A 19,058-nucleotide genomic window follows, 5' to 3' on the forward strand; every position below is an offset into this window, starting at 1 on the left:
TACTTCCTTAGCTAGATTAAACAGAAACGACCTGTATTTCAGGATCTACACGCTTCACCATGCTTTCAATAGCATAAAGTGTCCCTGATGTAGCCGTTGGACAGGTTCCGCAAGCTCCTTGATAGTGTACTTTAAGACGGTTTCCGTCCAATCCAAGAATTTTGAGGCCTCCGCCGTCTGCCAGCAGGTAAGGTCGTACCTGTTCATCAAGCATTTTGTTAATTTCGACAAGTCGGGGATCATCAGACTCCTGCACCTCTTTGGTTGCATGTACTTCATCATCTTCCATGGCATCTGTTTGGGGCTTGGCTTCTCGAATCGGAGGAGCCAGCTGACGGAGGAGTTCAGACCATACCGCTTCCCCATCCTGGGTTACAGTGACGTATTTATCTACGTAATAGACGTTAATCACATTTTCGATAGCAAATAAAGCTGAAGCCAAATCATCGTCTTTAGCTTCACCCGCATTTTCGAACGATTTTGTTACACCGTTAGTCAACGGTTCACCCAGTACAAACCGCATGGCATCGGGATTTGGTGTTCGTTCAATTTCTTTAATCTTTGGCATAATATCAGTTGATTACCTTTGTGCTTATTTTCTTTGTTTAGAACGAATATAAATAATTAATAGTATCCAGTAAACATCACTTCCCTTGCCTACTTTTCATGCCGACCGAACAACAAACTATTTCAGAAGTTATCACTATTAGTCAGCAATACACTAGAAGAACTTCTTAGCCTCCTTGACACCTTCTACAAGCCTGTCAATATCATGTTCATTGTTGTAGAAGGAAATGGAAGCTCGTGCCGTACCGGGAACACCGAATCGCTTCATCGTTGGTTGTGCACAGTGATGACCGGTTCGAATCGCAATTCCCTGTTGGTCTAATATGGTACCGATATCGGTCGCATGAATATCATCGAAGACGAATGAAATAACCGAAGCCTTATTTTCAGCGGTACCGATTATTTTAAGTCCTTCGATGTTCAAAAGTTCATCAGTTGCATAGTTAAGTAATTCATGCTCCCTCTTCGCTATTGATTCCATACCGATACCATTCAGGTAGTCAATGGCTGCTCCAAGGCCAATACCGGCAGCTATCGGTGGCGTACCTGCTTCAAACTTGTGAGGCAAAGAGTTAAAGGTGGTTTCCTCAAAAGAAACTTTATCGATCATGTCACCTCCACCGCGATATGGTGGCATCTCTTCCAGGTATTTTTCTTTACCGTAAAGAATGCCAAAACCGGTAGGTCCACACATCTTATGGGATGAAAATGCATAAAAATCAGCATCTAAATCTTGCACATCTACCACACTGTGAGGCACAGCCTGTGCCCCATCTACTAGAACCGGTATATCAAGCTTATGAGCTTCAGCGATCATCTCTTTGACAGGATGCACCGAGCCAAGTGCGTTAGAGACATGTCCAACAGCAACAATTGCCGTGCGTTCATTCAAAAGATCCAGATATTCATCCCAAATCAACTCTCCCTTGTCATCAACAGGAATAACCCTGATATGGGCATTTTTTTCTTTTGCTATCATCTGCCAGGGTACAATATTGGCATGATGTTCGATCTCGGAGAGCAAAATTTCATCACCTTCGCCAATAAACTTCTTACCGAAGCTGCTTGCCACCAGATTTATGGAATCTGTAGTTCCGCTGGTATAGATGATTTCGCGTTGTTCTTTCGCATTGATAAAAGCCCGTGTTTTTTCACGGGTGGATTCGTAAAAATCAGTACCCTCCTGGCTTAACGTGTGTATACCACGATGAACATTAGCATGTTCGTGCCTGTGATAATAGTCAATACGGTCGGCTACCTGTTCAGGCATTTGGCTGGATGCCGCATTATCGAGATACACCAATAAGTTGCCATTCACGGTTCTTTTGAGAACCGGAAAATCTTTGCGGATCAAGTCAAAGTCGACTTTCTTATCCGATATGGTGTCAACGGTATTTGGCATTTATTTAGCTATAAGCTCGTAATCTAATTCTCGATTGGTAAACCCATGCAGCTCATCGACTAGAAGTTTTTGCACGGAATCCACCGTAATGTTCTCGATGGTTTCCAGAGCAAAAGCATAAACTAATAGTTCTTTCGCCTGTTTCTCACTCAACCCTCGACTTTTAAGATAAAAGACCTCGTCTTCTTCTAACTGACCGACTGTTGCGCCATGGGTACAAACCACATCATCTGCAAAAATTTCAAGCTGCGGCTTGGTATTTACCAGTCCTTTACGAGAAAGAAGCAGGTTTCGATTTTCCTGGAATGAGTCAATCTTTTGAGCATCTTTACGCACAAAAATCTTACCGTTAAACACGGAGTGCGCATTTCCGTTTATCACACATTTGTGAAGCTGGTGGCTTTCACAGTGAGAAAATCTGTGATCCATCACAGAGTGTGTATCAGAAACTTGATCCCCGTCAATGAGTACCAGACCGTCAACAGTGAATTCTACCTCTTCTTCTAGCTGGGTAATTCGCGGTTCGTTTCGCGATAGTTTAGCTCCCAGGGTTATGGTATATGATTCGTAATTAGCGTGCTGTTTAACATGAGCCCCGGTTCGCGCAATGTGAATGGATTGCTTACTGTCACGCTGAATTTTAGTGTGCTTTACGTGGGACTCTCTTTCAAGATTTACTTCCACTACGGGCAGATTGAAATACTTGTTATCGCCCAGACCCACATGTTCTTCTACTATAGTTATTTCCGATCGTTCATCAGCAACTACCAAACATCGAGAGGTGGTAAAATAGGTCTCTTCTGCATCTGTTTGAATATTGAGCAGCTGCACGGGTGTATCTACTTGAAGATCTTTGGGCACGTAGATAAATGCGCCGTCCTGCAGAAAAGCATTGTTGAAAGAAGTAAACACATCTCCCTGAAAATCTGCATACTGGTTGAGATGTTTCTTTATTAGGGGATTATTATTGGCTGCCAGGTCAGCAAGATTCCCGATGATGACCCCTTCAGGCAGGCCTTTTACGGAAGAGTGCTTTTTGGAAAAGAGACCGTTAATGAAGACCAATCTCGCTTCACTGCTCTCTGGAATGAAATACTCACTGATATCCGGGACATCAACCTTGAGATTTCGTGCGAGAACGTAGCTATCCTTATATAACTCTTTTAAGCTGATGAAGCGCCAATCCTCATCTTTGGGTTTTGGAAATGGCGTATTCTTAACTTCTTCTGCCCCCTTTAAACGCAGATCATCCAAAAGTTTAGATTTTCCGTTCAGGGAACCCTGAAATTTTAACAGTTCAGGTAAAAATTCGTTTGTCTGATGCTTAATCTTAGCCATTACTTAATTTGATTCTCCGTTAACTGATACAGATGCCAGGTCGGTTAGCCAATCATACCCTTTATCTTCGAGCTTGACTGCCAGTTCTTTGTCGCCAGACTTTACAATTTTACCGTCTAGCATGACGTGAACATGATCGGGCACGATATAGTCAAGTATACGCTGATAGTGCGTAACCAGGCATACTGCTTTATCTTCATCCGCAAGGTGATTGATACCTTTTGCAACTACTTTTAAAGCGTCAATATCAAGACCTGAGTCAGTTTCGTCCAGAAATGAAAGCTTGGGATTCAGAACTGCCATCTGAAAAATTTCATTGCGTTTCTTTTCACCGCCAGAGAAACCGGCATTTACACTTCTGTCAAGAAACTCTTTTTTCATCTCAACTATTTCGAGACGATCTTCCACATAATCTTCAAATTCTAGCGGATCAAGTTCTTCCCTGCCCTGTTCCTTGGCTATTGTATTGTAGGCCTGTCGAAGTAACGTTTTGTTGGTTACCCCGGGTACTTCTACGGGATATTGAAAGGCAAGAAAGATTCCCAAATGGGCACGTTCTTCAGGATCCAGCTCCAGGATGCTCTCATCTTCAAACAAGATATCTCCTGAAGTGACTTCATATGCGGGGTGACCGGCAACCACTTTTGAAAGTGTTGACTTTCCGCTTCCATTCGGACCCATAATAGCATGGATCTCACCTTTATTGATTGTAAGGTTGACGCCTTTTAGGATTTCAGTTCCATCCTCTTCAACGACAACATGTAAGTCTTTGATCTCTAGCACGTTAAATAAATGTTTTAATAATGTTTAAAAGTATAGTTGCATCGTGTTCAAACTCACTTCATCCACTTTATGGTTGAAAGAGCGTAATATTCTAACCGACGCTTCCCTCGAGTTTAATACCCAAAAGCTTGTCGGCTTCAACAGCAAATTCCATAGGCAATTCCTTTAGCACTTCTTTGGCAAAACCATTGACTACCATAGAAATGGCATCGTCCTCATCCATTCCTCTTTGTTGCAGGTAAAATATCTGGTCTTCACCTATACGGCTGGTAGTTGCTTCGTGCTCAACCTTTGCAGTGGGATTTGCGGATTCGATGTAGGGAAACGTATGTGCACCACATGTTTGACCAATTAACATGGAGTCGCAAACGGAATAATTTTGAGCATTCTCGGCACGCGGACTGATTTTCACCAATCCTCTGTAGCTATTATTTGATTCACCGGCTGAAATACCTTTTGAGATAATGGTGCTCTTTGTATTCTTTCCGACATGAATCATTTTGGTTCCGGTATCCGCCTGTTGCCGCTTGTTAGTAACTGCAACAGAGAAAAACTCACCTATTGAATTATCTCCGGCAAGAATTACACTCGGATATTTCCACGTGATTGCAGAGCCCGTCTCAACCTGGGTCCAAGAAATCTTGGAGTTGTCTCCCCGACAATGTCCGCGTTTCGTCACAAAGTTATAGATACCGCCATTTCCCTCATCATCACCGGAATACCAGTTCTGTATAGTGGAATACTTGATTTCCGCATTTTCAAGAGCTACCAGTTCAACAACTGCAGCATGCATCTGGGTTTTTGAAAACATCGGTGCGGTACAACCTTCGAGATAGCTCACCTGACTGTTGTCTTCACATATGATCAATGTCCTCTCGAACTGGCCGCTCTGCATATTGTTGATACGGAAATAGGTAGAGAGTTCCATGGGGCAAATCGTATCTTTCGGTACGTAGCAAAAAGAACCGTCAGAGAATACTGCGCTATTGAGTGCGGCATAGAAATTATCCCCTTTTGGAACAACTGATCCAAGATATTTCTTTACCAGCTCGGGATGATCTTGAATAGCCTCAGAAATGGAGCAAAATATAACACCCTCTTCTGCCAGTTTTTCCTTGAAAGTAGTAAATATTGACTCACTATCGAATACAGCATCAACAGCAACACCGGAGAGCATCTTCTGCTCTTCCAACGGAATACCGAGCTTGTCATACGTTTCTTTTATTTGTGGATCAATGTCATCCAGACTTTCCGGTTTTTTATCGTTCTTCTTTTTGGTTGCAGAATAGTATTGAATATCCTGAAAATCGGGTTTCGGGTATTCAATATTTGCCCAGTCCGGCTCTTCAAGCTCCAGCCATTTTTCATAGGCCTCCAGACGAAATTTCAAAACCCATTCCGGTTCATTCTTTCGGCGGGAAATCTCGCGAATAACGTCTTCGTTTATTCCTTTTGGAAAGTCTTCATACTCTATATCGGTGGTGAATCCATACTTGTATTCACCTCCAATCATAGACTCCATTGCTTGCGTTTCACTCATAAATGTGTTCTGCCGTATTGTTTAAAAAGTTCGTATCAAAAATAATAACATGCGGTTGTAAAGAACCGTTCAATGCTAACTTGGACTAAATCTACATTAGGTGCAAATATAAGGAAAGTTCGATCTAAGATAAACTTATTTGTGAGTCATAAATCTGACTCCTCACAACAATCACTTATCAATCTTAAAGTCTTATTTCCATAAGATTATTGCCAATCGATAGGTCTTATGATGAAGATTGAGATCGTATATCAGGCCGATTGTACTTTGGAATGCTATATATTCTAATATTCGTAGCCGGGTACATAAATTACCTCCCCGTTGGCATCACTGTTTAGAGTACTCAAATAAGTTTGTGCAACTTTATCCGCATCCGGCCATGGATCTGAATCTCTACCCATTTTCTTTGCTGTTTCACTAATGAGAGGCGGCGAAACAATACATATACGTTTATTATCCGGCAAATCCAGCGCTGCTGCACGGGTAAAACCTTCAAGGCCCGCATTCACCATGGCCACGGCTGATGTCTTTGGCCAAGGTTTAGAGGCCAGCATGCCACTGGTAAGAATAAAAACACCTCCTTCATTGAGGTGTTCAATTCCTTTACGTACCAGATTCACCTGACCCATTAATTTGCTCTGTATACCCCGTTGAATTTGCTGGTCGGTCAGTTCCTGAAGTGCACCAAAATTGGCAATCCCCGCGGCACATATCACTGCATCAACATTATCAATCTGATCATAGAATTCGTCAATTGAACCGGGCCTGTCAATATTAATTTTAGGCTCATTATTTCTTGATGACTTTATTACTTCGTGACCTTCATTCTCTAATAAGGTTGAAACAGCTTGTCCAATAGTACCCGTGGCACCAATAACTGCTACTTTCATAGATGTGTATGCATGTTTAGTTATTCCTGTTTATTATAGTAATCCTGTTATTCTCTCCTTCCAAGGACACCTGAAATAAACCTTTTTTAATCTCAGGTTCAACATCACTGCCATTCACCATTATTTGCATAGAATCTCTGTATGACAATTCCAGGCGCAGTTTCCATTCACCTTTTTCCTGTTCGATAATATAGGTAACAGAATCTGATTCTGTCACTTTGGATATTCCAATTGAATTATCACCAACTCTGACATCTTTAAGTGATGCATTTTTCCAGCCGTCCGGCATATTTGGTCTTATTATAATCTCCTTATCAAAAGCCTTGGGTTTAATGCCAAAATAGTGTTCAACAATGGGTACCGACACTGAATAGATATTCCAGGCCTGAACAATCATACCATAATCGGGACTCACCTCATACATAGAACCGGGAAGTGCGTAACCGAAGGAGTTTTCAAGCATGTGGAGATAGTTATATGATTCTTCAATATTCCCATAATTGACTTCAGAAATAGCCTGAACCCCCGTTGGAAGTGTCATCACTGCACCTACATAACTGAATACTTCCCATTTGTTAGACTCCTCCCTGTCTTCATCACGGTCAATACCTGTCACATACATTCCAAAACGGCTCGTATAGTTTCTGGCAGTTTCCAGTGCATGTTGGGCTTTTGCGGAATCAGCAATACCCATTTCCAAAGGAGTATTTACCACCCAGTTATGGTGCACCACATAGGGGTTAACACCGTTCTCACTATCGCTGAAAACCTGCTGGCGAATCTTCTCTAATTCTTCAACAGCCCACGGTTTATCCAATGTATCCGACCTGACGATGGCATCCTCAATGAGACTTAGGGTCTCCGATTTAGTGGCTCTAAAATCTGCATATGAATTGGATTCCGGCACCCACCACTCTTCGTTAATTTTATGTTCCAGGTCTCTTGCAAGTTTCGCATATCTCTGTCGGTCAGTTTCAAAACCCAAAACTTCTGCCATTTTTGAAGCAGCCGCCAAAGCCTGTTGAGTATAGACCGCTACATCAATCATTTCCGTATCCAGACCTCTGATTTCCATCATTCCGTGTCCGTTAGGATACCTATTACCATCGGGATCACGCTCTTCCAGAAGATAATTGAGTCCTGCTTTTACCCGATCATAATATCGTTCTAATACATCTTTGTTACCGGTCCATTCGTAATACTTCCACAGTAAGTAAATGATATGAGGTGTCTCATTAGTATTCCCTTTATTATAAACCACCCCGTTTGTTGAAGCTTCATGGATGACCCGTCCATTACCATTCACTTTTCCCGACAATTTATAGAGCAGATCGATGGTGGAGAGAACATCTTCAAATCGACCGGTTGCCAGCCATCCCTGCAAAGCATAAGCATTATCGGCTGCAAACCACCAGGGATAATCGGGAATACCGGCTGAAAGGCCTCTTCCTACACCTTCTACATCCCTAATAAGCCAATCGGTGTTGTATTTCATCCATGTATACATCTTTTCAATATCTTTATCAGGAATTTCTAACCTGGACTGATTCTTCAACTCAGCAAACCTGTTCATTTTTTCTGTTAGAAGAGATTTCGATTCAGTTGAAATATATTTATACGTCTCAAGAGCCTCCTCTCTAGAATCAGATGAACCCGCAATGACATATTGAATTGTTTTCGTTGCATTAGGTTCTACGGAGAGCTGATTTGTAAAAGCCGCATTATCCCCTCTACCTATTGTGTCTAAATTACATGTATTTTCCTCCGGTGATCGTATTGAGTTCTCTTGATTACTTCCAAAGATTACATGCCAGGAATTCAGGCTGTCGACTGCCGCGTAGAATTGATTTGATTCATCCCATTCCACCTTATCCGGGCCATCTTTAATATTGAGACTATCCGATAACCAAACCGGCAGTAATTCAGTTTTCCCGTTAAAAGTGATATTCAATGTTCTGGATCTATTGGATTTATTGTCTATAGCAAGCTCTATGACCACTCCTTCTTCACCGTCAGGAACAAACTGAGTGCGGGTTATATTGATATTATCGGAATATGTGAATAAATGGCGATTACCGGTAGGATGGTTAATAAAGGTATGGGCATCATCCAGGCACACTATTTCATTATCCTCTTCCGTCACAGAAATTGAGAAGCCATCCATTAACTTGATGGGATGATTCCAAATTCCACCCATTTCTCCTTCAACATGCCATCCCAAATCCGGAAAGCTGCCATTCTGGTGTCCGACCATATAAAGTTTATCCCCGGCAGTAACATAGGGGCTTTCAAGGTACTCGCTTTTGCCTTCGGCAGACTCGGTTGATTCCATCAACCAGGCGATGCTTTGATCTTCGTATTGAGAAGTGCATTGCATAGCCAAAAGTGCTATTGCAATAATAATGAGAGTATTCTTCATATTATTCACATAAAATTTGAAGTATCAGTATATTATGAAGCACAGATTAAATGAATATATCGCAATCCTTGCTGCAATTATTCTTTCTGATACTCAGATTATCATTGCCTGCCTGGTTTTTCTCATTGAGAATTTGAAATTTAGCTTATGCAAGATATCCCCTTCTTTAAAAGCAGCTTTAGGTTGATTATCTATATCATACTATTCAATAGAAGAAATAACTCTCTCTATTTGATTAATATGACGCCTGCTGTGGTAAATATTAAAGTAAATCCATTCAACGCGGGTTAAATATCCAAAAAGCGGGTGTTCAAAACCGGTAACATTTCTTCTAAATCCACAATCTCTATTAATCCGGTTAATTTCTGTCGTATATCCTGAATCTTGCCAAGAGCTTTCGACTTATCTTTAGGTTTCTCATCAGGAATAATAGGTCCATAAGCAGTCATTGCGGTATCAAAATTGAGAAGTCTTTCCTGTATCTTTTCAATTTTCTGTTTTGGATTCCTTCCTGACTTTTCCACCGGACCCGAAAAAAGTTTTAATGTACCGTATTCAACTTTGATCAAATGTTCCACTGTCATACCTACCGTCCATCCACCTTCCTCTGGCTTCTTATTGAATTTCTCCTGGGATACCGATGATAATATGTTCATTAAACTCTTCGTTGATTCAGCAAAATCATCTTTTACGCGCTCTTTATTCATTTCACAAAGATTTGTATGATGTTTTATTCTATTATAGGCAATCAGTACTGTGGATGGACGAATGTAGTATTCAAGATATAATTATCAGTTTTTCCTATGTTTTCAAAAGCTTGGATCTATTTATTTTCGGTATTCCTAGTATTATTTATTACAAGTTGCAAGGACAGTCCTGTAAACCCTCCTTTGTGTACAGCTGAGTTTGTAATGATAGATTTAAAAATAACAGATGCAAGCAGACAGCCCGTTAATAATGCTACTGTCCATGTGATTCATGCGAATAGCGGAGATACTTTACAAGTCTGTGAAAATTATGAGTGTTTAGAGGGTGATATGGGCAACTATACCATCTTTCATGATGGCCTTATGGAGAAGGTAAGTTTTGAAGGTGAACCCTTTACCGTTAACGGAATTACAGAACAGGATTCATTCCGTGAAGACTTTGTATTTGCCCAGAACAAGTGCCATGTGTACAAGAAGAGCGGACCAGAAATTATTATGGTAGACTAGTTTTACCCGACACTCTTTAAAATTGCTACACAAGCGGCATTAACAATATCCTTCCAATCACAGCCTCGAGAGAGATCCATCACAGGCTTATTGAGCCCCTGCAGAATAGGACCAGTTGCTTCTGCTCCTGCAAGTCTCTCCGTAATTTTATATGCGATATTTCCTGCATCAAGATTGGGGAAAATAAATACATTGGCTTTTCCGGCAACCTTGGAATCGGGCGCTTTTCTTTGAGCTACATCAGGTACAAATGCTGCATCAAATTGCAGCTCTCCATCGATGACTAGATCCGGATTTTTCTTTTTAACCTTACTTAGTGCCCTGGTGACCAATTCAATACTTTCGTGACTGGCACTGCCTTTGGTTGAAAATGAAAGCATGGCAACAATTGGCTCTGCACCGGTCAACAATGTATGTGTTCGGGCCGAATCAATGGCAATATCAGCTAACTGGTCACTGTCAGGATAAGGCACCACACCGCAATCACCATAGGTGATCGTTTTTCCATCCTTCAAATTCATTAAAAATATGCTGGACACGATGGAAGAATGAGGGGCTAAACCAATGCATTTTAATGCTGACCGAATCACATCACCTGTTGTAGCAACAGATCCTGCAACACATCCATCCGCAAGACCAGCAGCTACCAGAGAGGCCGCAATGTAGAGAGGCGATTCTAAAGCCGTTTCAGCATCTGTCTCAGTTACATTTTTTGTTTTATTTCGTTCAACATATGCCGATACCAGCTGGGCTTTTTCAGGAAGAGAGGCCGGATCAATAAATTCAATAGCTTCAGCTAAATGAATGCCCAAATTCTTGGCATTCGATATTATAGTTTCCTCTTGACCAATAAGAATTACAGAACAGATTTCTTTTTGACTTAGAAACTCCGCTGCCTTTAAAACCCGGCGGTCTTCAGGCTCGGGAAATACAATTCTTGCACTGTTTTTTCCTACTCTTTTAGTAACCTCTTTTATCAGATCCATTATAGTAATATTAAAATTGCAACGAGTGCTATAGATAGTCCTATCCATTGCATAGTGCTTACAGAATCATTCCATCGCAATAATCCCAATGCCGTTCCACCTGCTACACTCAACATATTTACCATTGGATAAGCAATTGATCCTGAGATGTCAGCAAGAGCATAAATTAAAAAAATCGAGGAATATAAATTAGGAAGCCCTATCAGCGTACCAAGCTTAAACTCTTCACGAGTGAATAGCTGTCCCTTTCTATAAATGCTGGAGATAAAGCCTATAAAAAAAGCCCCCAGAAAGACCAACCCCATAAATATCAATTCATTTAATTCAGTACTGAATTCCTCTTCATAGACCTTAAGTGAGGCGTCCGCAAATCCTGATAATGCAAATACAATCAGTAGTAACCATCCTGCATTAATAGTTCCTACCTTGACTTCGGTTTTTTTGGGTTTAAGCAAAATCAGAGAAGCAAAAACCAATATTACGCCGATAGTTTTTAAAAATGTCAGGTATTCACTATAAAGAATTACAGATAGTAAAACTGGTACCAAAAGTGATAGTCTCATTGCCGTTATCGTGACCCCCACACCATTGGTATGTACTGACTTGCTGTAGGCAATAAAGTTGGCAATAAAAAAGATGCCTACCACAAGGCAAAATCCAAAAAAGAGTAGATCGGTATTAAGAAAACCGAAGCCTGCTTTCAATGTACCCCAGACTAATGCAAATAATGCAGCCACCAAATAATTTGCAGTAAGCGTATTTAGAGTTCGTAGCTGCTTTACTTCGGTAACCTTTAGAAAATGAGCTATTAAAAGAGAACAAAAAGCACTTAAAAATATAAAAAGATAGGCCATTACCTTTCAGGAATCAGCTCTTGTGATGTATTGCCGTACATTTGAGGATCCTGTGAACGGTCATGCAACCTCCGTGAAGTGTAGGGAATATTTCTCTGAAGGAATTGAAAAATGGATCCCATCTCTGTTCTTCTTTCCTGTAAGGCCCTCGCAAAGAAATAGGGGAAAATATGATGTTTCTTATCCTCTCCTGCATCAGAAACATACAGTTCTGATTGTTGGTTAATTTGAGAGCCAAAAATTACAGTGGCATTTGAATTCATTCCGGTTATTGCTTGAGAAATGCCACGCAAAGGCTGCTTAAGATCAATCTCACTCTCGGAAATTTGTGAGTCCTCATTTAATGCTCGGAATTCTATGTCGGCCAGAAGTATTAATTTATCGTTTGTCAATGTCGATATGCCGTTAAATATTCGGCCCATATTAATTTTATCTGACTCACTGCCTGTAGTTTTAAAGCCTAAGTCAAACTCATCATTCTGCTTCTCAACCGTTCCATAACCGTTCAAATACACATAAACATCGGTGCTGTCTCCGGTACTGGATTTTATCTCTGATAGGATATTTTCAACGCTTTGCCAATCGGTGATATCCTTGAGTTCATAGATATTTGAAGGAATCAGCCCAATTGCATTTTCCAAATAGGTTTTAATCAGACGCGCGTCCCTATGGGCATGCGATCTTTTTTCAAATGGTGCACTATAGTTTTCATTGCTGATCACTAATGCCCTGGAATTGGGGTTCACGCCGGATAGTATTGGAATATTGCTCTCTACGTCAACATTCCCAAAAGGTACTATAGGTACGGCGACCACTTCACTTTCTCTAGAAAAATCAGAGTTACGCCAAATTAACTCCGCATCTTCCCTGGCTATATAATTCTCGGAAATACCATATAGTATTCTATACCAATCCGGCTCAACATTCTCCAATATCTGCAGCTGACTGCCCTGAATAAGTTCCGCAAGAATGTTACCGGGGTCTTGGTCCGGTTTACTACGAAGTTCAGCCACAGGTGAAGTAATTCTTGCAAAAGGCTGAAGTATCTGGTTTAAAGGGTATTTAAATGTATAAACGGAATCGGCATAGGTGACGTCAACCCTGACCTCTTTCGTATCTATACCTTGAAGTTCAAGGGAACTTAGCAGGCTGCCTAAATTTACAGAAAGCTCGCCGTTTCGGAATTCCTGATTTTCATTTTGTACTAATATTTCTTCGCCATATCTAATATCGATTAATGCCGAATCTTCTTCAGTGCTTTCTACCTGCAGAGTGTCTTGTTCAATGAATGATCCGGTTTTTCTCAAGAAACGTTCTTCACCTGTCTCTCGTGGATTACCGGCAGGATTCAGATTCATTATTGTAGCCCCGGCAATGATTACGGCAGCTGAATTCAATGAAAGTGAGGCAGCTGAAGACTGTCCCCCATTAATTGCGTTTGAATTAGCTGCGTAGGCTGCAAGACAGGCACCTATCAGACCAAGTGCAACAAAGCCCGGCTTAAGTTTATAGTCTTGGATGGAACGTTGCACCAATACCTTTTCCGCAAATTCGTATTTGGTATTGGAGAGCATTTGTAATTTAAGATTGGGACTTTCGGGAGTCACCGGAGAACTCACTTCCAGGATTTCCTCTGTACTAATTACACTGTAATCATCGCGGTCAACAGCCGATTTATCTTTTACTGTCCATCTAGCACCGGTACAGGCCAATCCCGAAAATGCTATAAGCGAGATGAGTAAAATATTGAATGACCTTTTCAAACGCTTGTTCCTTTAAAGTGAAAATACAGCTCCGATACCAATTATATTCCTGAATTTAATATGATTTTCGTCACCTGGATTGGACAGCCAAAGCGGCAAATCATATCTAATTCGAATTCCTCTTGATTTACCAAGATAATCCGGAATATTAAGGGAAAACATAAAGCCAAGACCTGCATCTGATAATATACGATCTTCTTCAAAATCAGTAAGCCCGAGTGAAGTACCTGAATCAAAAAACAGGTAGGAACGTAATTTTAATACACTGCCGACAACGGGTATATTTCCAATAGCTTTGTCCAATGGATTAGGATAATCAAGTTCAAGATTAATCGCACCCATTGATGTATATATCGGGGCACTGCCCTGATTTAATGCTTCAAAATCCTGGTTCAGGTAACCTCTTAGGTTGGCTCCACCTGAAACCTGAAACACCCCCTCTTCCATCCAGTTTGTTGGGATGGTTCCCTTGGCTCTTGTCAGTCCATTATCCATCCACCCTATTGCAGGCTTAAAACTGTGTGAAAAGAGATACTGGTTAGCAGTTTTGTTAGAGGAAATTCCAGCAAATAAGCGGGACCGAATCGAGAATCCCTTACCGATATCTACCAACTGTTGAAATTGGAATCTGCTTCTGATAAATGAGGCCTCAGAGCCAAAAGTGTTGATCGAATTGGACAAATCCGCCACATATCTACCGAGTTTATTTTGATCCTGCACACTGAATTGAATACCCACCATATAGAGCCAATCATTTTGCCACAGCTGAGGATACAAAAGGTATTCGCTCTCAAATCGATCTTCGGCACTGAAAGAAACCGAAAGCTCTTTAAAATTTTGTTCGTTAAAACCTGTCTGCCAACGCTTATTAAATGAAAGCCCATGTCGGTGATAACCGGTTCTTATGGAACTGAAGAGCTGGATATTACCTTCACTGCCAAAGTCAGAAATAGAAGCGATAGGCTCGGTGAATGATACAAAATACGATACGGGAGTTTCCGGGAACCATGTTGCAAGCCATAAACCCAAATCCAACCTATGTGGACCGTCATCAAATGAGCCCGGTACCTGTCCTTTAACTCTAAACCCAACACGAATACCATCAACGTCATTATACCACAAATCAGGCGCCGGTAATAATTCATAACTTTTCCCTGATTCCTGACCTGCAACTTCTTGGGGCATGATGGTACAAATTGCCACGATCAGCAGGGAAATCCAGCCTATAGAAAAGTTTTTCAAATTGAAATTATCCAATCTTCTAAAATTTTTTGATTACTTATTATTTCGTGAGCCAGCTTTAAAAGTCTTTTCTGCTCAGGCCAGGGTAAATAATCATCGACATCCCAACTATCTATCCACTTGTACTCGGAATGTTCCTCATTGAGTTTGATCTCTGATTCCGGTTGAAGTTCCGCGGCAAAAGCTGGGATCAACTCAATCTCATTATTTCGATGATTGTAGAAATGATTAATTGAGGGAATTACCCAGTAAAGTAAAGGTGAGAGTGTTGTTTCTTCCTTTAGTTCTCTCAATCCTGCTTCCCACGCCTGCTCATTATCTTCTATTTTGCCGCCAATCATCCTCCACTGCCCTGCATAAATCTTATGAGAAGATCTTTTTAGAATCAGAAATTCAACTTCAGAGGCTTGCATTCGATATGGATATACATCTACAAGCCTCATTGGTGGATCTAATCGGATTGAGAAACTTGTTGTTTAAAATAGTCCAGAGTCTTCTTTAATCCTTCTTTCCGGTCATATTTAGGTTCCCAATCAAGTACTTTTTTAGCCCTGGAAATGTCAGGTTGACGAACCTGCGGATCATCTTTGGGCAGATCCTCAAAAATGATTCCGCTTTTACTTCCCGTAAGCTCAATGATCTCCTTAGCGAACTCCAGTATTGTAACTTCCTGGGGGTTACCGATATTAACCGGTTCCACAAAGTCGGATTGAGATAATCTGAATATTCCCTCCACGAGATCATCAACATAGGTAAAAGAACGGGTTTGTGAACCGTCACCATAAACGGTGAGGTCTTTACCCTGGAGCGCTTGAGTCATGAAGGTTGGCAGCGCGCGACCATCTTCTAGTCGCATCCGGGTACCATAGGTATTAAAAATACGTACAATCCGGGTTTCGATGCCATGATAGCGATGATATGCCATTGCCATAGCTTCGGCAAACCTTTTGGCTTCATCGTAAACACCGCGGAAACCTATAGGATTTACATTACCCCAGTAGTCTTCTTTCTGGGGGTGCGTAAGCGGATCGCCATATACTTCACTGGTAGAGGCAAGAAGGAAACGGGCATTTTTGGCTTTAGCCAGTCCGAGAGCTTTATGTGTTCCAAGAGATCCCACCTTCAAAGTCTGTATGGGCATTTCCAGGTAGTCAATTGGCGAAGCAGGCGAGGCAAAATGCAGAATCAGATCGAGATCACCATTAACATGTATAAAATTGGTCACATCATGTTTGATGAAAGAGAAATCCTCAATTCCAAACAGATGCTCAATATTCCTGGCTGAACCGGTAATCAGATTATCCATGCATATAACTTCGTACCCTTCATTCAGGTAACGATCGCATAAGTGTGAGCCTAAAAATCCGGCACCGCCGGTTATTAATACTCTTTTCTTAGACATTTATACTTGGGCGCCCCACGCTAATGTATGTTATATTTGATTTTTTAGCCCGGTTTAAATCATAGAGATTTCTTCCGTCAAATATCACAGCTTTTTTCATATGATCCTGGAAACGGTCGATCGTCGGTCTTCTGAATTCGTTCCATTCCGTACAAATAACCAAGGCATCGACATCAACAAGTGCATCTTGCTGGTTTAATACAAAGGTTGTGTTGTCGAGTACTTCCTTTGTCGTGGCCTTTTTAAAAGTCTCAATAGCTTCCGGATCGTAGGCAATCAATTTAGCTCCACGTTCAACAAGCTCCTCGGCAATGTATAAAGCGGGGGCTTCCCTGATGTCGTCGGTTTCAGGTTTAAATGACAAACCCCAGATCCCGAATGTTTTGCCGCTGAAGTCAGAAGTGCCGTAATAGTCTTCCATCTTCTTAACGATAGACACTTTCTGTTTTTCATTTACTTTCATTACCGAATCCAGAATTTTGAAATCATAGCCATTCTGTCCGGCTGTGTAATGTATGGCCTGTACATCTTTGGGGAAACAGCTTCCGCCATAACCGATACCCGCAAATAAAAATCGTTTTCCAATTCGGGAATCGGTTCCTATTCCCCTCCTGATGTTATCCACATTAGCTCCAACCTTTTCACAGATATTAGCTATTTCATTCATAAACGTGATCTTCGTTGCTAGCATGGCATTGGCTGCATACTTGGTGAGCTCTGAACTTCGCTCATCCATGACAATAATCGGATTACCGCTTCTAACGAATGGTTCATACAGCGTTGTCATCAGTTCCGCAGCACGTTCACTGGAAGTACCGATTACAACTCGCTCGGGCTTCATAAAGTCTTCTACAGCAGCACCTTCACGCAGAAACTCAGGATTGGAAACAACATCAAATTCGGCATCGGTATTTTCTGCCACAGCCTCACGAACCCTATCAGCAGTTCCAACAGGAACCGTGCTTTTATTGACGATTACCTTGTAGTCGGTAATCATTTTGCCAAGCTGTCCGGCTACCTTAAGAACAGCTGACAAGTCCGCCTGGCCATCGGCTCCCGGAGGAGTAGGCAAACACAAAAAGATAATTTCTGCATCTTTAACTGCCTCTTCCAGGTCGGTTGTGAATCGCAACCGTCCTTCACGGATAGAGCGATCGAAAATAGTCTTCAGGCCCGGCTCATAAATCGGAATTTCTCCATCCCTTAGTTGCTTTACTTTGTTTTCATCTATATCCACGCAGGTGATGTCGTTTCCAGAGTCTGCAAAGCAGGTTCCGGAAACAAGTCCTACATATCCTGTTCCTACAACAGCAATATTCATTATCGCTCAATATTTTTGATTTCAAGTTTTAATTTTCCAGCCGGGACTTCGACCTCTACAATCTCTCCTACTTCACTGCCCAATATTGCTTTGCCAATCGGTGATTCTACAGAAATTTTATTCTTATTAAAATTTGCCTCGTCTTTAGAAACCAGCGTATACTTGACCTCCTTATCCGCTTTGTGATTGTAAATCGTAACGGTAGAGAGCAAATAAGCCTTATCAATATTGATATCATCCTCATCAAGGATGCGGGCATTAGCTAAAGCATTTTCAAGTTCAGCAATACGTTTCTCAAGCATGCCTTGGGCCTCTTTGGCAGCATCATATTCGGCATTTTCACTTAGATCGCCTTTAGCCCGTGCTTCGGCAATCTCTTCTGCGATCTCCTTTCGACCTCTTGTCTTTAAATCCCTTAGCTCTTTATCGAGCTTTTCATAACCTTCTCGTGATAGATAATTCTTTTCCACAGCTTCATTGATTTAATTCAAAATCACTCTTTCACTAAATAAAAATGTCAGCACTTGGCTGACAGATATACATTTCTATAAAGCGTCCTAAAATACTATGGTTTTAACTCTTTTACCAACTCTAAATTTACTATTGCTTGTATTATTAAAACCTAAAAATGGAAAGTTATTCAATATTTACATAGTAGGTTTGGAATGGCGTAAACTATGGATGATAATCTGGACAAGAATACCGGAATTCTCTTACAAAAAGAATCGAATTTAATATCTTGTGAGGTAGAAAAACGAAATAATGAAATCCGAATGACTGACGTAAGAAAACTCACTACCAAAGACATACTTTCCCAAAATAAGAAGCGAAGTGCCCCGGAAAAAATGCAGCAGTTAGTAGCGGTACTTCATGATGTGCGCAGCATGCACAATATTGGTGCAGCTTTTCGCAACGCCGATGCCTTTGGAATTAAAAAGCTAATCCTGTCCGGGTTCAGCCCCTGTCCCCCGAGGCCTGAGATTACCAAGACTGCTATAGGAGCAGAAGAGTTTGTGGAATGGGAATCCACTGACTCAATCACTGATAGATTACGCGAATTAAAAAATGAACGTTATCACGTTGTTGGACTGGAACAGACCGATCAAAGTGTCATGATCACTGAGTACCAACCTCCGACCATCAAGAATATCTGCCTGGTATTTGGAAATGAGGTCACCGGACTTGATGAGTCCCTCCTTCCTATGATAGATACATTTGTGGAGATTCCTCAGTACGGCAATAAACATTCGCTAAATGTGTCGGTTACAGTCGGTGTCACACTGTATGCATTTCTTCAAAAGTACTGGGGCTGAAATACTTCCTCATTTATTATTATT

Annotated in this window: 18 protein-coding genes; 2 read left to right on the forward strand and 16 right to left on the reverse strand. The window is 41.2% G+C overall.

The genetic code is table 11. From position 1 onward, the window contains the following. Positions 1 to 16 precede the first annotated feature (16 nt). The 8 genes from G3570_RS07320 to G3570_RS07355 form a co-directional block, all read right to left on the reverse strand. Positions 17 to 568 (reverse strand): NifU family protein, encoded by a 552-nt coding sequence (locus G3570_RS07320; protein WP_165140771.1) that lies wholly within the window; start codon positions 566 to 568, stop codon positions 17 to 19. A 153-nt stretch (positions 569 to 721) separates the two neighbouring features. Next, positions 722 to 1,969 carry a cysteine desulfurase gene (locus G3570_RS07325; protein WP_165140773.1) on the reverse strand — a complete coding sequence of 416 codons (1,248 nt, stop codon included), beginning with the start codon at positions 1,967 to 1,969 and terminating at the stop codon, positions 722 to 724. Continuing rightward, entirely contained in the window at positions 1,970 to 3,307 is a 1,338-nt protein-coding gene (sufD, locus tag G3570_RS07330; protein WP_165140775.1) for a Fe-S cluster assembly protein SufD, read from the reverse strand. A 3-nt stretch (positions 3,308 to 3,310) separates the two neighbouring features. Next, positions 3,311 to 4,090: a Fe-S cluster assembly ATPase SufC gene (gene sufC / locus G3570_RS07335; RefSeq protein ID WP_165140777.1), complete on the reverse strand. Its 780-nt coding sequence runs from the start codon at positions 4,088 to 4,090 to the stop codon at positions 3,311 to 3,313. Positions 4,091 to 4,181: 91 nt separating this feature from the next. Beyond that, positions 4,182 to 5,630, reverse strand: coding sequence for a Fe-S cluster assembly protein SufB (sufB, locus tag G3570_RS07340; protein WP_165140779.1), 1,449 nt, complete (start codon positions 5,628 to 5,630; stop codon positions 4,182 to 4,184). A gap of 284 nt (positions 5,631 to 5,914) precedes the next feature. Next, a complete protein-coding gene (locus G3570_RS07345; protein WP_165140781.1) occupies positions 5,915 to 6,520 on the reverse strand; it encodes a short chain dehydrogenase in 606 nt (201 codons plus the stop codon). Positions 6,521 to 6,536: 16 nt separating this feature from the next. Beyond that, positions 6,537 to 8,939, reverse strand: a complete 2,403-nt coding sequence (locus tag G3570_RS07350) for an alpha-L-rhamnosidase-related protein (protein WP_165140783.1) — start codon at positions 8,937 to 8,939, stop codon at positions 6,537 to 6,539. Between the two features lie 287 nt (positions 8,940 to 9,226). Further along, a complete protein-coding gene (locus G3570_RS07355) occupies positions 9,227 to 9,646 on the reverse strand; it encodes a DinB family protein (RefSeq protein WP_282958223.1) in 420 nt (139 codons plus the stop codon). A gap of 204 nt (positions 9,647 to 9,850) precedes the next feature. On the opposite strand from G3570_RS07355, the gene G3570_RS07360 reads away from it, so the two are divergent. Then, positions 9,851 to 10,153, forward strand: coding sequence for a hypothetical protein (locus G3570_RS07360; RefSeq protein ID WP_165140787.1), 303 nt, complete (start codon positions 9,851 to 9,853; stop codon positions 10,151 to 10,153). Between the two features lie 2 nt (positions 10,154 to 10,155). Here G3570_RS07360 and pta read toward each other — a convergent pair whose 3' ends face one another. Genes pta through greA form a run of 8 tightly spaced genes read right to left on the reverse strand, consistent with a single transcriptional unit; the run spans position 10,156 to position 18,191 of the window. Next, positions 10,156 to 11,139 carry a phosphate acetyltransferase gene (gene pta, locus G3570_RS07365; RefSeq protein WP_165140789.1) on the reverse strand — a complete coding sequence of 328 codons (984 nt, stop codon included), beginning with the start codon at positions 11,137 to 11,139 and terminating at the stop codon, positions 10,156 to 10,158. Then, a complete protein-coding gene (locus tag G3570_RS07370) occupies positions 11,139 to 11,993 on the reverse strand; it encodes a hypothetical protein (RefSeq protein ID WP_165140791.1) in 855 nt (284 codons plus the stop codon). The genes pta and G3570_RS07370 overlap by 1 nt, the downstream gene beginning before the upstream one ends. Then, entirely contained in the window at positions 11,993 to 13,756 is a 1,764-nt protein-coding gene (locus G3570_RS07375; RefSeq protein WP_165140793.1) for an SH3 domain-containing protein, read from the reverse strand. Before G3570_RS07375 ends, G3570_RS07370 begins: the two co-directional genes overlap by 1 nt. 12 nt (positions 13,757 to 13,768) lie before the next feature. Then, positions 13,769 to 15,013, reverse strand: a complete 1,245-nt coding sequence (locus tag G3570_RS07380; protein ID WP_165140795.1) for a BamA/TamA family outer membrane protein — start codon at positions 15,011 to 15,013, stop codon at positions 13,769 to 13,771. Next, on the reverse strand, positions 14,995 to 15,441 hold the full coding sequence (locus G3570_RS07385; protein WP_165140797.1) for an NUDIX domain-containing protein: 447 nt from the start codon (positions 15,439 to 15,441) through the stop codon (positions 14,995 to 14,997). Before G3570_RS07385 ends, G3570_RS07380 begins: the two co-directional genes overlap by 19 nt. A gap of 8 nt (positions 15,442 to 15,449) precedes the next feature. Further along, on the reverse strand, positions 15,450 to 16,400 hold the full coding sequence (locus G3570_RS07390) for a UDP-glucuronic acid decarboxylase family protein (protein ID WP_165140799.1): 951 nt from the start codon (positions 16,398 to 16,400) through the stop codon (positions 15,450 to 15,452). Continuing rightward, entirely contained in the window at positions 16,393 to 17,721 is a 1,329-nt protein-coding gene (locus tag G3570_RS07395; RefSeq protein ID WP_165140801.1) for a UDP-glucose dehydrogenase family protein, read from the reverse strand. The genes G3570_RS07390 and G3570_RS07395 overlap by 8 nt, the downstream gene beginning before the upstream one ends. Further along, positions 17,721 to 18,191, reverse strand: coding sequence for a transcription elongation factor GreA (gene greA, locus G3570_RS07400; RefSeq protein ID WP_346267233.1), 471 nt, complete (start codon positions 18,189 to 18,191; stop codon positions 17,721 to 17,723). Before greA ends, G3570_RS07395 begins: the two co-directional genes overlap by 1 nt. 303 nt (positions 18,192 to 18,494) lie before the next feature. On the opposite strand from greA, the gene G3570_RS07405 reads away from it, so the two are divergent. After that, the gene (locus tag G3570_RS07405; protein WP_165140803.1) at positions 18,495 to 19,034 is read left to right on the forward strand and encodes a TrmH family RNA methyltransferase; all 540 of its coding nucleotides are present in this window, start codon (positions 18,495 to 18,497) and stop codon (positions 19,032 to 19,034) included. The last annotated feature ends 24 nt before the right edge of the window (positions 19,035 to 19,058 follow it).

The organism is Halalkalibaculum roseum (assembly GCF_011059145.1).
GTDB lineage: Bacteria > Bacteroidota > Rhodothermia > Balneolales > Balneolaceae > Halalkalibaculum > Halalkalibaculum roseum.

Bases quoted from the DNA above. Each gene is read 5' to 3' on its own strand.
- G3570_RS07360 (WP_165140787.1), top strand. From the start codon at position 9,851: ATGATAGATTTAAAAATAACAGATGCAAGCAGACAGCCCGTTAATAAT.
- sufB (WP_165140779.1), bottom strand. From the start codon at position 5,630: ATGAGTGAAACGCAAGCAATGGAGTCTATGATTGGAGGTGAATACAAG.
- sufD (WP_165140775.1), bottom strand. From the start codon at position 3,307: ATGGCTAAGATTAAGCATCAGACAAACGAATTTTTACCTGAACTGTTA.
- G3570_RS07355 (WP_282958223.1), bottom strand. From the start codon at position 9,646: ATGAATAAAGAGCGCGTAAAAGATGATTTTGCTGAATCAACGAAGAGT.
- G3570_RS07405 (WP_165140803.1), top strand. From the start codon at position 18,495: ATGACTGACGTAAGAAAACTCACTACCAAAGACATACTTTCCCAAAAT.
- G3570_RS07395 (WP_165140801.1), bottom strand. From the start codon at position 17,721: ATGAATATTGCTGTTGTAGGAACAGGATATGTAGGACTTGTTTCCGGA.
- pta (WP_165140789.1), bottom strand. From the start codon at position 11,139: ATGGATCTGATAAAAGAGGTTACTAAAAGAGTAGGAAAAAACAGTGCA.
- G3570_RS07325 (WP_165140773.1), bottom strand. From the start codon at position 1,969: ATGCCAAATACCGTTGACACCATATCGGATAAGAAAGTCGACTTTGAC.
- G3570_RS07320 (WP_165140771.1), bottom strand. From the start codon at position 568: ATGCCAAAGATTAAAGAAATTGAACGAACACCAAATCCCGATGCCATG.
- G3570_RS07385 (WP_165140797.1), bottom strand. From the start codon at position 15,441: ATGAGGCTTGTAGATGTATATCCATATCGAATGCAAGCCTCTGAAGTT.
- G3570_RS07350 (WP_165140783.1), bottom strand. From the start codon at position 8,939: ATGAAGAATACTCTCATTATTATTGCAATAGCACTTTTGGCTATGCAA.
- G3570_RS07390 (WP_165140799.1), bottom strand. From the start codon at position 16,400: ATGTCTAAGAAAAGAGTATTAATAACCGGCGGTGCCGGATTTTTAGGC.
- G3570_RS07370 (WP_165140791.1), bottom strand. From the start codon at position 11,993: ATGGCCTATCTTTTTATATTTTTAAGTGCTTTTTGTTCTCTTTTAATA.
- G3570_RS07345 (WP_165140781.1), bottom strand. From the start codon at position 6,520: ATGAAAGTAGCAGTTATTGGTGCCACGGGTACTATTGGACAAGCTGTT.